This window comes from Streptomyces sp. SID5910 (assembly GCF_009862125.1).
GTDB lineage: Bacteria > Actinomycetota > Actinomycetes > Streptomycetales > Streptomycetaceae > Streptomyces.
On the sequence record NZ_WWHX01000713.1, the window covers coordinates 1 to 13,265 of the forward strand.

15 protein-coding genes are annotated in these 13,265 nt (G+C 72.8%); 11 read left to right on the top strand and 4 right to left on the bottom strand.

Annotated elements, in window-relative coordinates:
- The coding region (locus tag GTW67_RS24730) for a helix-turn-helix transcriptional regulator (RefSeq protein WP_161167006.1) at positions 1 to 649 on the top strand (649 nt) is incomplete at its 5' end.
- Here GTW67_RS24730 and GTW67_RS24735 read toward each other — a convergent pair.
- Positions 627 to 929 carry a hypothetical protein gene (locus tag GTW67_RS24735; RefSeq protein ID WP_161167007.1) on the bottom strand — a complete coding sequence of 101 codons (303 nt, stop codon included), beginning with the start codon at positions 927 to 929 and terminating at the stop codon, positions 627 to 629. The genes GTW67_RS24730 and GTW67_RS24735 overlap by 23 nt on opposite strands.
- 480 nt (positions 930 to 1,409) lie before the next feature.
- Between GTW67_RS24735 and GTW67_RS24740 the strand changes: the two genes are divergently transcribed.
- Together GTW67_RS24740 and GTW67_RS24745 are read left to right on the top strand one after the other, a co-directional pair.
- The gene (locus GTW67_RS24740; RefSeq protein ID WP_161167008.1) at positions 1,410 to 2,606 is read left to right on the top strand and encodes an alpha-lytic protease prodomain-containing protein; all 1,197 of its coding nucleotides are present in this window, start codon (positions 1,410 to 1,412) and stop codon (positions 2,604 to 2,606) included.
- 137 nt (positions 2,607 to 2,743) lie between these two features.
- A complete protein-coding gene (locus GTW67_RS24745) occupies positions 2,744 to 3,655 on the top strand; it encodes a hypothetical protein (protein ID WP_161167009.1) in 912 nt (303 codons plus the stop codon).
- A gap of 35 nt (positions 3,656 to 3,690) precedes the next feature.
- Here GTW67_RS24745 and GTW67_RS24750 read toward each other — a convergent pair whose 3' ends face one another.
- The gene (locus GTW67_RS24750) at positions 3,691 to 4,755 is read right to left on the bottom strand and encodes a bifunctional NAD(P)H-dependent oxidoreductase/GNAT family N-acetyltransferase (protein ID WP_161167010.1); all 1,065 of its coding nucleotides are present in this window, start codon (positions 4,753 to 4,755) and stop codon (positions 3,691 to 3,693) included.
- A 30-nt stretch (positions 4,756 to 4,785) separates the two neighbouring features.
- Here GTW67_RS24750 and GTW67_RS24755 point away from each other — a divergent pair, with 30 nt between their 5' ends.
- Positions 4,786 to 5,262: a MarR family winged helix-turn-helix transcriptional regulator gene (locus GTW67_RS24755; RefSeq protein WP_161167011.1), complete on the top strand. Its 477-nt coding sequence runs from the start codon at positions 4,786 to 4,788 to the stop codon at positions 5,260 to 5,262.
- A gap of 32 nt (positions 5,263 to 5,294) precedes the next feature.
- Here GTW67_RS24755 and GTW67_RS24760 read toward each other — a convergent pair whose 3' ends face one another.
- Complete coding sequence (locus GTW67_RS24760) at positions 5,295 to 5,960, bottom strand: hypothetical protein (protein ID WP_161167012.1); 666 nt, start codon at positions 5,958 to 5,960, stop codon at positions 5,295 to 5,297.
- A gap of 105 nt (positions 5,961 to 6,065) precedes the next feature.
- Here GTW67_RS24760 and pcaDC point away from each other — a divergent pair, with 105 nt between their 5' ends.
- The 5 genes from pcaDC (at position 6,066) to GTW67_RS24785 (ending at position 10,599) form a co-directional block, all read left to right on the top strand.
- The gene (gene pcaDC, locus GTW67_RS24765; protein WP_161167013.1) at positions 6,066 to 7,574 is read left to right on the top strand and encodes a bifunctional 3-oxoadipate enol-lactonase/4-carboxymuconolactone decarboxylase PcaDC; all 1,509 of its coding nucleotides are present in this window, start codon (positions 6,066 to 6,068) and stop codon (positions 7,572 to 7,574) included.
- A gap of 82 nt (positions 7,575 to 7,656) precedes the next feature.
- Positions 7,657 to 8,292: an MBL fold metallo-hydrolase gene (locus GTW67_RS24770; protein ID WP_161167014.1), complete on the top strand. Its 636-nt coding sequence runs from the start codon at positions 7,657 to 7,659 to the stop codon at positions 8,290 to 8,292.
- Positions 8,293 to 8,362: 70 nt separating this feature from the next.
- On the top strand, positions 8,363 to 9,142 hold the full coding sequence (locus GTW67_RS24775) for an exodeoxyribonuclease III (RefSeq protein ID WP_161167015.1): 780 nt from the start codon (positions 8,363 to 8,365) through the stop codon (positions 9,140 to 9,142).
- 97 nt (positions 9,143 to 9,239) lie between these two features.
- On the top strand, positions 9,240 to 9,647 hold the full coding sequence (locus tag GTW67_RS24780) for a DUF6278 family protein (RefSeq protein ID WP_161167016.1): 408 nt from the start codon (positions 9,240 to 9,242) through the stop codon (positions 9,645 to 9,647).
- A gap of 91 nt (positions 9,648 to 9,738) precedes the next feature.
- Positions 9,739 to 10,599, top strand: coding sequence for an RNA polymerase sigma factor SigF (locus GTW67_RS24785; protein ID WP_161167017.1), 861 nt, complete (start codon positions 9,739 to 9,741; stop codon positions 10,597 to 10,599).
- An 88-nt stretch (positions 10,600 to 10,687) separates the two neighbouring features.
- Here the strand turns inward: GTW67_RS24785 and GTW67_RS24790 are convergent, their stop codons facing one another.
- Entirely contained in the window at positions 10,688 to 11,143 is a 456-nt protein-coding gene (locus GTW67_RS24790; RefSeq protein ID WP_161166167.1) for an ATP-binding protein, read from the bottom strand.
- 146 nt (positions 11,144 to 11,289) lie between these two features.
- On the opposite strand from GTW67_RS24790, the gene GTW67_RS24795 reads away from it, so the two are divergent.
- Entirely contained in the window at positions 11,290 to 11,871 is a 582-nt protein-coding gene (locus GTW67_RS24795) for a PRC-barrel domain-containing protein (RefSeq protein ID WP_161166166.1), read from the top strand.
- Positions 11,868 to 12,284 carry a PRC-barrel domain-containing protein gene (locus tag GTW67_RS24800; protein ID WP_161167018.1) on the top strand — a complete coding sequence of 139 codons (417 nt, stop codon included), beginning with the start codon at positions 11,868 to 11,870 and terminating at the stop codon, positions 12,282 to 12,284. The genes GTW67_RS24795 and GTW67_RS24800 overlap by 4 nt, the downstream gene beginning before the upstream one ends.
- The last annotated feature ends 981 nt before the right edge of the window (positions 12,285 to 13,265 follow it).

The following is a 13,265-nucleotide window of genomic DNA, read 5'->3' on the forward strand; positions in this document are numbered from 1 at the left end:
CGACGCGCCCGCCGCCAGGGCCGCGCTGATCTGGAGCCGGGCCGTGCTCGCCGAGACGGAGGCGCCGGCCGGACAGGGGCGGGACGGGCTGCTGCGGGCCGCGGAGCTGTACCGGGAGGCCGCCGCGGCCTACGGGGAGCTGCCCCGCCCCTATACGCAGGCGGTGACGGCGGAGGGCGCCGGGCGCTGCGTGCTCGCGGCGTACACCGAAGCCGGTCCCGGCCCGGCCGCGGAGGGCGAGCACACCGCCGCGTCGGCGGAACCGGAGGCCGACTGCGCCCTGGCCCTGTCGGCGGTGGCCGAGCTGGAGTCCTGCGCTCAGCGCTTCACCGAGCTGGGCGCCGTCTGGGACGCGGCCCGGACGAGGGCCCTGCTGCGCACGCGGCAGCCGGCCAGGAAGGGCCGCCCGCCCGGACGCCCCTCGCACGCCGACGAGTTGTCCCCCCGGGAGGCGGAGGTCGCACAGCTCGCGGTCTCCGGTCTGACCAACCGGGAGATCGCCGCGACCCTGCACCTGTCTCCCCGCACCGTGGAGCAGCACATCGCCCGCGCCATGCGCAAGACCGGCGCGCTCTCCCGCCGCGACCTCGCCCACCGCCTCGCGCCCACCGGCGACAGCCGCCCCGTCAGCGCAAGTGAGATCTGCTGAGGCGGAACCTTCTGTCCTGTTCCCAGGCGTCCACGGTCGCGGCCGTCCAGTCGTGGACCCAGCCGGGGCGCAGCCCCCGGGCCGACCAGCCGTCCGGCCGGCGACCGGGGGCCGGAAGTCCCGCCTGCTGTGCGGCCGCGGCCGTGTCACAGGTCTCGCGCGCGATGCGGAGGGCCGCCGACCAGGTGTCGGCCGCGCCGGTGAAGACGTGCAGCCCGCACTGCTCGGGCCGTACGGAGTTCCGCATCGGGACATGGACCTGGAAGTAGATTTCGGGCACGGCGCCGGCTCCTTGTTCTCTGCGGGTCCGCGTTTCAGCGCGCTTTCCCAGCGGGCCGCACCAACGTAGGAACGGCCTCGGTTCCTGAATATCCGGGACCGGCCGATCACCTATACCTATCCCGGTCACCGTGCCCGGCGGATCCGGCGGATCCGGCGTCGCCGCACGTGCCCGGGGTTTTCTGCGTATCCGTGAAAACGCGGGCCTGATACCGCGGCGAACGCGGTTCCCCTATGGTTCGCAAGCGACCCCGAGTGCCCCCTCCTGTTCAACCCTGTTCAACAGAAGCGCCACGATTTCTGTTAAATGAATTTCCCGCCGCCGGCATCTTGAATTCCGAGAAATCGCTGCGCAATAGTTCGGGTCCACGGCGGGTCGATGACCCTCCGTCAGACAGGAACCGCCCCTGTCCGGAGCGCGGTTGCGTTCCGGCGGTAAACCCCCCATTGGGTTCCTGTCTGTCACCCGGAAGGAATCAACGTGCGCAACTCTCGTAAGTACCGCCTGGCCGCGGTAGGTATCGCGCTCTCGGCATCCGCGGTCCTGGGCACCCAGACCGTGGCGCAGGCGCAGGGCACGGACGCCACCCCCCACTACCAGCCCGAGATGGTCAAGGCGCTGGCCGCTTCGCTCGGTGTGAGCGAGGAGGCCGCGGTCGACCGTCTGGACCGGCAGGACGCCCAGCAGGCCAAGCTGGCCGAGCTCGCCAAGAGAGGGATAGCCGGCGACGGAGCGTTCTTCGACGCCTCCGGCAAGCTGACCGTCAACGCCGCCGACACCGCCGAGGCGGCCAGGATCGAGAAGGCCGGCCTCGACGCCCGGGTGCCCGCCCGCGGTGAGGCCGCGCTCGACAAGGTCAAGGCCGAACTGGACGCTCTCGCCGCCAAGAAGGTCCCCTCCGGAGTGGTCGCCTGGTCCGTGGACCTGGCCGCCGACAAGGTGACCGTCAAGGTCAACAACGACCGGGGCGCCGCGGCCAAGGCGTTCCTCGCCAAGGCCGCCGAGCACGGCTCCGCCGTCCGCATCGTGCGGGGCGAGGAGAAGCTCGAGGCCAAGGCCGCGATCTACCCCGGCAGCAAGATGACGTTCAACAACACCAGCCAGTGGTGTTCCGTCGGGTACGGGGCCCGCGACCGGTCGGGCAACCAGTACCTGGTGACCGCGGGACACTGCGTCACGAACACCCTGCGCTACGACGGGACGGCCTTCGCCAAGGGCTACAAGACCCGCTACGCCCTCGGCACCCGCAGCGTCGACATGGGCCTCCTGACCATCAACTCCGGCCACTCGATCACCACCAGCGTCGGCACCTGGGGCAACAGCAACCCGGTCGCCGTCAAGGGCAGCAGCCGCGCCTCGTCCGGCGCCGCCCTCTGCAAGTCCGGTGCCACCACCGGCTGGACCTGCGGCACGGTCGGCTCCTACAACAACACCGTCACCTACGTCGACCGCAACGGAGGCCCCGACACGGTCGTCAGCGGCCTGGCCACCTCCAGCGTGTGCGTCGAGGGCGGCGACAGCGGTGGCGCCTACATCTCCGGCAACCAGGCCCAGGGCATGACCTCCGGCGGCCCGATCGACCAGCAGTGCAGCGGCGTCAACTCCCGCGGCTCCTCGTACTTCCAGCCGCTCGACGACGCCCTCAGCTACTACGGGCTGACGCTCAACACCAACTGAGCACATCCGTAGCAGGACCGGCCGGGGGGCGCTCGCGAGCCATGGCGAGCGGCCCCCGGCTGCCTTCCGACGGTCCCGGCTCTCCCCGGCCGGGACCGCCGGGGCCTACCGAAGCCCTCCGCCTGCTGGAAGACGCCATGCCCAACGCCCTCCACGCCGACGACCCGAACCTGATGTTCGCCACCGCGTTCAAAGAGGCCCTACGCCGGCGGGGACTGCCGCTGGACCACGTACGCGACCACCTCAGGTCGCACGGGATCAGCCTCAGTCTCGCCACCCTCAGCTACTGGCAGAGCGGCCGCAGCCAGCCGGAGCGGCCCCAGTCCCTGCGCGCCGTCGACCTGATGGAACCCCTTCTCGGCCTGCCGAGCGGCGCGCTGCGGTCGCTGCTGAGGCGTCGGCCGCGCGGCTGGGTCCCGCCGCACGACCCGGCCGCCGTCCGCGGCGTCTACGGGGAGGACTCCGACGTCGAGAAGGTCCTCGGGGACGCCTTCCCCGACCTCAACGCCGACCTGCGGCGACTGGTCGTCCACGAGACGGTGGACGTGAACGAGTACCGCCTCATCGACGAGATCCGCGTCACCGTCGCGGTCAGGGCGATCCACGACGACGCGCGCCACCTGACGGTCATTCACACTCTGGACTCGTGGAAGGCCGGCGCGGTCGAGGTCACCGTCCCCCACGGCCCGCCCCCGAGCATCCGGTTCCGGCCCGAACTGAACTGCGTGATCGCCGACTTCCCCTTCGGCCGCCGACTGGCCAGGAACGAGACGGCGGTCGTCGAGTACACGCTCCGCTCCGCCTCCACGGCGGGCATCTCCCACCAGCACGAACGCCGTATCACCACGCCCTTGCAGACCTACCTGCTCCAGGTGCGGTTCCACCCCCTGGCGGTGCCGTCCAAGTGCTGGCACTACTACCGCAGGCAACTCGGCATCAAGCCCCTGAGCCGCCGGTTCGCACCCCTGGACGACTCCGGCACGACCCACCTGCTCCCCACCAAGTGCCCGCCCGGCGCGTACGGCGTCGAATGGCAGTGGACGGACTGATGAAACCGGGCCGATGCGGGCCGGCCCCTCAGTGCTCAGGCAGGGACAGCCTTGGCGAGGTGGACCACGCCGGCGTCCGTTTCCGCGCGGAGCGGAGCGTAGCCCTGGCTCTCGTAGAGGGCGAGGTTCCGGCTGCTGGCGGCGCCGGTGGACAGGACGATGCGCCGGCAACCCTCCCCGGCTGACTCGGCCATGCGGAGCAGCCATCGGCCCAGGCCGCGTCCGCGCAGGTCGGGGACGACGGCGAGCCGCCCCACGTGCAGGTCGGCGCCGCTGCGACGCGTTCGAACCATCCCGAGAAGCCGGCCGTCCTGCCACAGGCCCGTCGCCTGCCAGTCGGCCAGCCAGGCGCGCACCTGGTGGGGCGACTCGTGCAGGGCCGGTAGCGCGAGGGTGCTGTTGGCGACCGCCTCCTCGGCCCAGCAGCAGCGCTGCAACACCGTCACCTCCGGCGCGTCGTCCGGGGCGAGGCGCCGTGCGTACGAGCCCGCGACGGGTCCTGCCACCGCGCTCACGCGCCCGCGCTCGCGAAGCGGGGCCAGGGCGTGAGCGACCCGCACCAGTTCCGCGAGCAGGCCGTCGGCGGCGTCACCGAGGGGCGCTCCGGGCTGGAAGCGGCCCTCTCGCATCGCGTCCGTGATCCGGATCGCGACGGTGGAGCCCAGGGGGACGAGGCGAAGGGTGGTCATCACCTGCTTGGCGTGCTGGACCGCCCGGGTGCCCGCCGAGGTGTTGCCGTAGCTGACGAACCCGACCGGCTTCCAGGCCCACTCGGGGCCAAGGTAGTCGAGCGCGTTCTTCAGGGTCGCGGGCATCCCGTAGTTGTACTCCGGCGTCACGACGACGAAGCCGTCGGCCTCGTCGACGATCGCGCTCCACCGGCGTGTGTGTTCGTGGTGGTAGACGCCGGTCGAGGGGTGCTCCTCCTCGTCCAGAAAGGGCAGTCGCAGATCACCGAGGGCCAGCGGCACCAGATCCGCGTCCAGCGTGAGGGCGCTCGGTGCGAGCGTCTCGGTCAGCCACTCGCCGACTGCCGGGCCGAGTGCGCCGGGACGGGTACTGCACACCAGTACGAGAACGCGCGTCCTTTTCGTTGACATGGAAATGAAGCTAGCTGGTATTTTGATTACATGTCAACGAAAAGGTCGGATGCCGCTACCCGCTGGCTCGCCCCGGAAGAGGAGCACGCCTGGCGGGCATACCGCCGCATGGTGACCGTCGTGCAGGCCCGCACCGCACAGGACCTGGCCGAACTCGGGTTGTCCGAGCCCGACTACGAGGTGCTCAGCACTCTGTCCGAGCGCACCGACGGCACCGGCACCCTGCGTGAGCAGGCCGCCAAGATGGAGTGGTCCCGAAGCCGTCTGTCCCGCCACGCCACCCGCATGGAGGCACGTGGACTCATCCGCCGGGCACCGGACCCGGCAGACGGCAGAGGCTGTCTCCTGGTTCTCACCGAGGTGGGACTGGACACTCTCCGGCAGGCCGCTCCCGCTCATGTCGCGTCAGTACGGCGCCACTTCGTCGACCAGCTCGACCCCCAGGAGCTCACGGTTCTCCGCCGCATCGCCACCAAACTCGCCGGCGAGCCGGAGAATCTCCGGTAGGGGAGGAGGGTGCGTCACCGAACCCGCTCGGATCAGCCGCTGACCGTGCGCAGAAAGTGATCGGCGTCTTCCGGCTCGGCCAGCCGGCCCATCTCCAGCCAGGAACCGTCGGCGAAGGCGAGCCGGAAGGTGGCGTACCCGCGCGGCTGGCCCGCCTCACCCTCGATCCGGGCTTGGTCGAGGGTGAACTCCGTGACGGTCCGGAAATCGTCGGCCCTGGTCGGTGACAGCCGACGGCGAGGCGACGCGGCCACGCAGATGCGGTCGCGGGTCAGCATGACCAGGCGCTTGGGGCTGGGCGAGTGTCCGTACCAACGCAGCAGCAGCCGGCCCGCGGTCAGGTTCCAGTCCCCGTCGAAGACCCCGTTGGCCGGGTCGTGGCCACGGCCGGAACGCTGTGTGTCGGGTGCGGTCCGCGGCTGTCCGGTCCGACCGCCACGGCTCCGTCCCGACAGCAGTCGGTCAAATTTACGGCCGAGTCCGTCAATCAAGATCATCGGTACGACCACGAAGAAGAACAGCACAGCCCCGGCGTACCACAGCCAGTGGTGGCGCGATGTCAGGCGCCCGTTGCCCGCAGCACGGTGAACGTCCTTGGGCGGTGCGGGGATGGGCTTGTGGATCTCACACCAGACCAAGGCCACGGGTTCCTCGCCCAGGATCTTCCGCGCCCGCCGCCGCACCTTGCGCTTCGCCATGCCGAAAATCGTAGTCGCCCCGGTTCGACGCGAACGACAACCCGGGCGGCGGCCTCAGGGCCCCGCGTTATGGGGGCGTCTGCGAGACGTGAGAGGGTCTGGGGCGTGAGTGAGACACCGTCGAACACCCTGCAATACCGCTTTGACGGGCCGGAGGAGGCCCCGGTCCTGATCCTCGGTCCCTCACTGGGTACCACCTGGCACATGTGGGACCGGCAGGTTCCCGAGCTGGCGCAGCAGTGGCGGGTATTCCGGTTCGATCTGCCCGGACACGGGGGCGCCCCGGCCCACGCGGCGGGCTCCGTCGCCGACCTCACCGCGCGCCTGCTGGCCACGCTCGACGGGCTCGGCGTGCAGCGCTTCGGCTACGCCGGCTGCGCGCTCGGCGGCGCCGTCGGCATCGAGCTGGCCCTGCGCCACCCCGAGCGGCTGGCCTCCCTCGCGCTGATCGCCGCCTCGCCGCGCTTCGGCACGGCCGACGAGTTCCGGCAGCGCGGCGTGATCGTGCGGACGAACGGGCTGGACCCCATCGCCCGCAGCGCGCCCGAGAGATGGTTCACCGGAGGCTTCGCCGCGGCCCAGCCCGCGATCACCGAGTGGGCCGTGCAGATGGTGCGGACCACCGACCCCGGCTGCTACATCGCCGCCTGCGAGGCGCTCGCCGCGTTCGACGTGCGCGGCGAACTCGGCCACGTCGGCGTGCCGACCCTGGTCCTCGTCGGCTCCGACGACCAGGTCACCGGCCCCGCCGAGGCCCGCACCCTGGTCGCCGGCATCCCCGACGCCCGCCTCGCCGTCGTCCCCGGCGCCTCCCACCTGGTCCCGGTCGAGCAGCCCGCGGCCGTCACCGACCTGCTGGTCCGGCACTTCAACACCGCCTGGCAACCCGCCCACGACGCGTCCACGGGCCAGATCCCCGTCCCGCCCGCCGTCCACGCCGCCGTCCACGGCACCCCCGGCGCCCAGACCGCCCAGACCGCCCAGGCCGTCCACGCCGGCCCGGCCGGCTCCGCCGCCCCCGTCCAGCCGGCCCTGGCCGCCGCGCCCGCCCCCGCGCAAGGCGCCCCCGTCCCGGCACAAGGCGCACCCGTACCCGTACCGGACCAGGCCGCGCCCGTGCCGCCGCAGGCCTTCCCCGTGCCGCCGCAGCCCGCGCCCGCGCCGCCGAGGACAGGGCCCGTCGCCGAGATCGCCCCGGCCGTCGTACCACCGCACTCGCACGCGCAGGGGCGGCCCGACCCGTACGACGCGGGACTCAAGGTCCGACGCGAGGTGCTCGGCGACGCGCACGTCGACCGGCAGCTGGCGCAGGCGGACGACTTCTCGGGGGAGTTCCAGGAGTTCCTCACCCGCTACACCTGGGGCGAGGTCTGGGACCGGCCCGGCCTCGACCGCCGCACCCGCAGCTGCATCACCCTCACCGCCCTGGTCGCGGGCGGCCACCTGGACGAGCTCGCCTCCCACGTCCGGGCCGCCCTGCGCAACGGCCTCACCCCGGACGAGATCAAGGAAGTGCTGCTCCAGACCGCCGTCTACTGCGGCGTACCGGCGGCGAACCGCGCCTTCCGGGTGGCGCAGCGGGTCGTCCGGGAGGAGACCACACCGCCCGAGTGAGCCCGGGCGAGCCCGAGTGGGCCCGGGTGAGCCCGCCCGGGGCCGTTCGCGCGACCGTGCGGTGCGGCGGCAGGATGGATGGATGAGGTTCACCAAGAAGTCGCACTCCTGCGTCCGCCTCGAGAAGGACGGGCGGACGCTCGTCCTCGACCCCGGCGGATTCAGCGAGGAGGACGCCGCCCTCGGCGCGGACGCCATCCTCGTCACCCACGAGCACCCCGACCACTTCGACGAGTCCCGGCTGCGCACCGCGATGGAGAACAACCCGGCCGCCGAAATCTGGACGCTGAAGTCCGTCGCGGAGCAGATCTCCGCGGCGTTCCCCGGCCGCGTGCACACCGTCGGCCACGGCGACACCTTCACCGCCGCCGGATTCGACGTACAGGTCCACGGCGAGCTGCACGCGGTGATCCACCCGGACATCCCGCGCGTCACCAACATCGGTTTCCTCGTCGACGGCGGCACCGTCTTCCACCCCGGCGACGCCCTCACCGTCCCCGACCACCCCGTCGAGACGCTGATGCTGCCCGTCATGGCCCCCTGGAACAAGATCTCCGAGGTCATCGACTACGTCCGCGAGGTCAAGCCGCAGCGCGCCTACGACATCCACGACGCCCTCCTCACCGACCTCGCCCGCCCCGTCTACGACCGCCAGATCGGGGAGCTCGGCGGCTCCGAGCACCTGCGGCTGGCCCCGGGGGAGTCCGCCCGGGTATGAGCGGCCGGGCGCCCCGAGCCCGTATCGGGCGGGAACCGGGTTGTCAGTCCCGCCCGGTAGGTTGGTGGACATGCGCATCGCCACCTGGAACGTGAACTCGATCACCGCCCGCCTGCCGAGGCTGCTCGCCTGGCTGGAGAGCAGCGGCACCGACGTGCTGTGCCTCCAGGAGGCCAAGGTCGCCGAGGAGCAGTTCCCGTTCGACGAGCTGCGCGAGAAGGGCTACGAGGCCGCCGTGCACGCCACCGGCCGGTGGAACGGGGTGGCGGTGCTCTCCCGCGTCGGCCTCACCGACGTCGTCAAGGGCCTGCCCGGCGACCCGGGCTACGAGGGCGTCCAGGAGCCCCGCGCCATCTCGGCGACCTGCGGCCCGGTCCGCGTCTGGTCGGTGTACGTGCCGAACGGCCGCGAGGTCGAGCACGCCCACTACGCCTACAAGCTCCAGTGGTTCGAGGCGCTGCGCGCGGCCGTCGGGAGCGACGCGGCCGGCAGCCGCCCGTTCGCCGTGCTCGGCGACTACAACGTGGCACCGACAGACGACGACGTCTACGACCGCGCCGCCTTCGAGGGCTCCACCCACGTCACCCCCGCCGAGCGCGCCGCCCTCGCCTCCTTGCAGGAGGCCGGGCTGTCCGACGTGGTGCCGCGCCCGCTGAAGTACGACCACCCCTTCACCTACTGGGACTACCGCCAGCTCTGCTTCCCCAAGAACCGCGGCATGCGCATCGACCTGGTCTACGGCAACGAGCCGTTCGCCAAGGCCGTCACCGACTCCTACGTCGACCGCGAGGAGCGCAAGGGCAAGGGCGCCTCGGACCACGCCCCGGTCGTGGTCGACCTGGACGTGTAGGCGGCCCCCGCGCCCCCGGCACCCGGCGGCGCCCGGCCGCCCCCGCGCCCCGCGTGCCCTGTGGTGCGTACGGCGGTACGAATGTCAGTCTGGGGGGATGCACATCCCCTTCCTGGGCAGGCGGCGCGAGCCCGACCGGGTCCACGACCCGGACGGCATCGCCGAGCTGCTCGCCGACTGTGATCTGCTCCGCTCGCAGGCGTCGCAGGAGGGGTTCGGCCTCGACGACTCCGAGGCCTCACTGGCGCGGCTCGACCAGATGCTGCCGCGCTGGCGCGCCGACGCGGAGATCATGCTCTGGCTCGGCAACGACGCGGGGCTCTATCTGGGGACCGTGATCGTGCGCACGGTGCCCGGCGCCGCCTGGGTCATCCGGGCCGACGGGCAGCCGGTCGTCCGGCTCGGCTCGGGCCGCGAGTTCGACGTCGTGGCGTCCGGCTGCGCCTGGGCGGAGGACGGCGTCCCCGAACTGTCCCAGCTGTACGCCGAGGTCTCGGAACCCTGAGCACGGCATGCGCACCCGTGTTCGGGGTATGCGGACTCTCGTCGGCCGATACGGGACAGTGACAGGGGCCGACCTAGAGGGAGGGCACATCATGGCGACGACGACCGCGCAGGCCACCGGACAGCGGCTCACCGGCATGCCGGAGATCGCGGACCCGTCCAAGGTGGCGCCCAGGGACGCGCGGGAGCTGTCGAAGCTCTTCTTCGACCAGCTCACGGTCCTGGAAGAGGGCACGCCCGAGTACCAGTACGCGCGCAACACGCTGATCGAGATGAACATGTCCCTGGTCCGCTTCGCGGCCGGCCGCTTCCGCAGCCGGGGCCCGGAGGAGATGGAGGACATCGTCCAGGTCGGCATGATCGGCCTGATCAAGGCCATCGACCGGTTCGAGCTCTCCCGCGAGGTCGAGTTCACCTCCTTCGCGCTGCCGTACATCGTCGGCGAGATCAAGCGCTTCTTCCGCGACACCACCTGGGCGGTGCACGTGCCGCGGCGGCTTCAGGAACTGCGCGTGGAGCTGGCCAAGGCCCGCGAGGAGCTGTCCAGCCGGCTGGACCGCGAGCCCACCGTCGCCGAGCTCGCCACGCTGATGAACATCAGCGAGCGGGAGGTCGTCGAGGGCCAGATCGCGTCGAACGGGTACAACTCCTCCTCGCTGGACGCCGCGCTGACCGGGGACGGCCCCGAGAACGGCGAGTCGGTGCTGGCCGACTTCATCGGGGTCGAGGAGGACGGGCTGCGGCTCGTCGAGGACTTCCACTCGCTCGCCCCGCTGATGGCCGAGCTCAGCGAGCGCGACCGGCAGATCATCCACATGCGGTTCGTGGAGGAGGCCACCCAGGCGGAGATCGGCGAACAGCTCGGCTGCTCGCAGATGCACGTGTCCCGCCTGATCAAGCGGATCATCACCCGGCTGCGCGAGGGCATGCTGGGCGAGCTGGGCTGCGCCTGACAGCGACGACGACACCGCCCCGGGGTTGATCACGACCTCGGGGTGCCGCGTTTCCGGTCGCCCGTGCGTCCGTGCGTCGGCGGCCCGGTCAGTCCTCGGTGAGGAGGACCACCGCGCGGACCCGCTTGCCGACCGGCACCCGCTCGACGACGACCGTCTCGGCGAGGGCGTGGACGATCTCGAGTCCGTGCCGGCCGACGCGCTCGGGATCGCGGGGGAAACGCCGGGGCACGGCGCCGCTGCTGTCGTAGACGGTCACCGTCACGGAGGCGTCCGTGCCCTCCAGCTCCAGGATGTACGGGCCCTGGCTGTGCCGGTCGGCGTTGGTGACCAGTTCGCTCACCACCAGGAGCACCGCGCCGTCGGCCCGCCGGCCGATCGTGGCGCACCACTCGGTCCTGAGCTGGTCGAGGAAGAGCGAGGCGAGGTGACGTGCCTCCGCGATGCATCCCGGCTCGCCGGTGTAGTGGGCAGCCCGCCTCAGCGGCTCCACGGGTACGTCGAAGCCAGTCGGTATCACTGCCCCGTCCAGGTATTCGGTCATGCGTTTCTCTCTCGGAAGCCGGACAGGCCGGACGCCTCTGCACGAGTCCTCGTACCCCGGGTTCGGCATTGCAGTCCACCTCTTCCCGCAGTGCGGGCATCGTCACAGTCGCCCGGGGCACCCGGAGGCTACGGGAAGGGTGTGCGATGAACGAATTGATGGGCGCGCGCAGTCTCACCACGCGGCCGGTGGTCACCCTGGGCGGGGACGCCGTCGCCCACGTCAAGGACACCGTCTTCGACGGATCGGCCGGGCGGATCACGGGTTTCACGCTGAGCGGCCGGGGCCTGTCCGGCCCGATGAAGGAGGGTCTTCCCTGGTCCGCGGTGCACGCGCTCGGCCATGACGCGGTGATGATCCGCGACCGGCTGGGGCTCGTGAGCACCGCGCTGCTGATGCTGCACCAGGAGACACTGCGCGCCCGGCTGCTGGGGGCGAGCGTGCTGACGGACGCGGGCACCGAGGTGGGCACCGTGCTCGACGTCGTGGTGGAGGGCGGCACCGGCGGGCGGGTCGTCGGCTTCCGGGTGGCGGCGAACCGGCGGTTCGCGCCGGGCCCGGCACGCCACCGGCGCAGCCTGTACGTGGCGCGGGGGCCGGCGCTGGCGGTCGCCGGTCGGGCGCTCGTCCTTCCCGAGGACGCCGTGCGGCACGTGGCCGACGGCCTGCCGGGTCTCACGGCGCTGCTCGGCGGTGTGCCCGGGAGCCGGCGGGGCTCGCTGTCGTGATGCTGTTCACCGAGGTGCGGGGACTGCCCGTGCTGAGCGCGGACGGGGACCGGAGACTGGGCACCGTGACGTCCCTGACGGTCGACGCCCCCGCCGGCCTGGTCAGCCACCTCCGGTTCCGCGCCGGCCGGCTGCGCGGGGAGACCGTGCTGCCCTGGGAGGCGGTGCGGTCGCTCGGGACGGGGGCCGTCCGGGTCGGTCCGGTGACCCCGCCGGACGCGGTGCCGCCGGGCCACGATCTGCTGGGCCGGCGGGTCCTGACCGAGGCGGGCGTGGAGCGCGGCACGGTGCTGGACGTGGCGTTCGACCCGGGCAGCGGCCGCGTCCTGGCGCTGTTCACGACGCGGGGCGAGCTGTCGGCGGGCCGCATGACGGGCCTCGGCGACCACGCGCTCGTCGTACGCACGGACTGAGCCCCGTACGGCGGGACGGCCGGGCGCGGGCGACGCGGACGACGGGACGGCTCGGCGCGGGCGACGCAGGCGACGGGACAGCCGGGCGCAGCCGACGCGCACGGCGGGACAGCCCGGCGCGGGCAACGCGGACAGCGGGACAGCCCGGCGCGGACGACGCAGACGACGGGACAGCCGGGCGCGGGCGACGCGGCCGGCGGACGGCCGGGCGCAGCCGACGCGAACAGCGGGACAGCCCGGCGCGGGCAACGCGGACAGCGGGACAGCCCGGCGCGGACGACGCAGACGACGGGACAGCCGGGCGCGGGCGACGCGGACAGCGGGACGGCCGGGCGCAGCCGACGCGAACAGCGGGACAGCCCGGCGCGGGCAACGCGGACAGCGGGACAGCCCGGCGCGGACGACGCAGACGACGGGACAGCCGGGCGCGGGCGACGCGGCCGGCGGACGGCCGGGCGCAGCCGACGCGAACAGCGGGACAGCCCGGCGCGGGCAACGCGGACAGCGGGACAGCCCGGCGCGGACGACGCAGACGACGGGACAGCCGGGCGCGGGCGACGCGGCCGGCGGACGGCCGGGCGCAGCCGACGCGAACAGCGGGACAGCCCGGCGCGGGCAACGCGGACAGCGGGACAGCCCGGCGCGGACGACGCAGACGACGGGACAGCCGGGCGCGGGCGACGCGGCCGGCGGACGGCCGGGCGCAGCCGACGCGAACAGCGGGACAGCCCGGCGCGGGCAACGCGGACAGCGGGACAGCCCGGCGCGGACGACGCAGACGACGGGACAGCCGGGCGCGGGCGACGCGGCCGGCGGACGGCCGGGCGCAGCCGACGCGAACAGCGGGACAGCCCGGCGCGGGCAACGCGGACAGCGGGACAGCCCGGCGCGGACGACGCAGACGACGGGACAGCCGGGCGCGGGCGACGCGGACAGCGGGACGGCCGGGCGCAGCCGACGCGAACAGCGGGACAGCCCGGC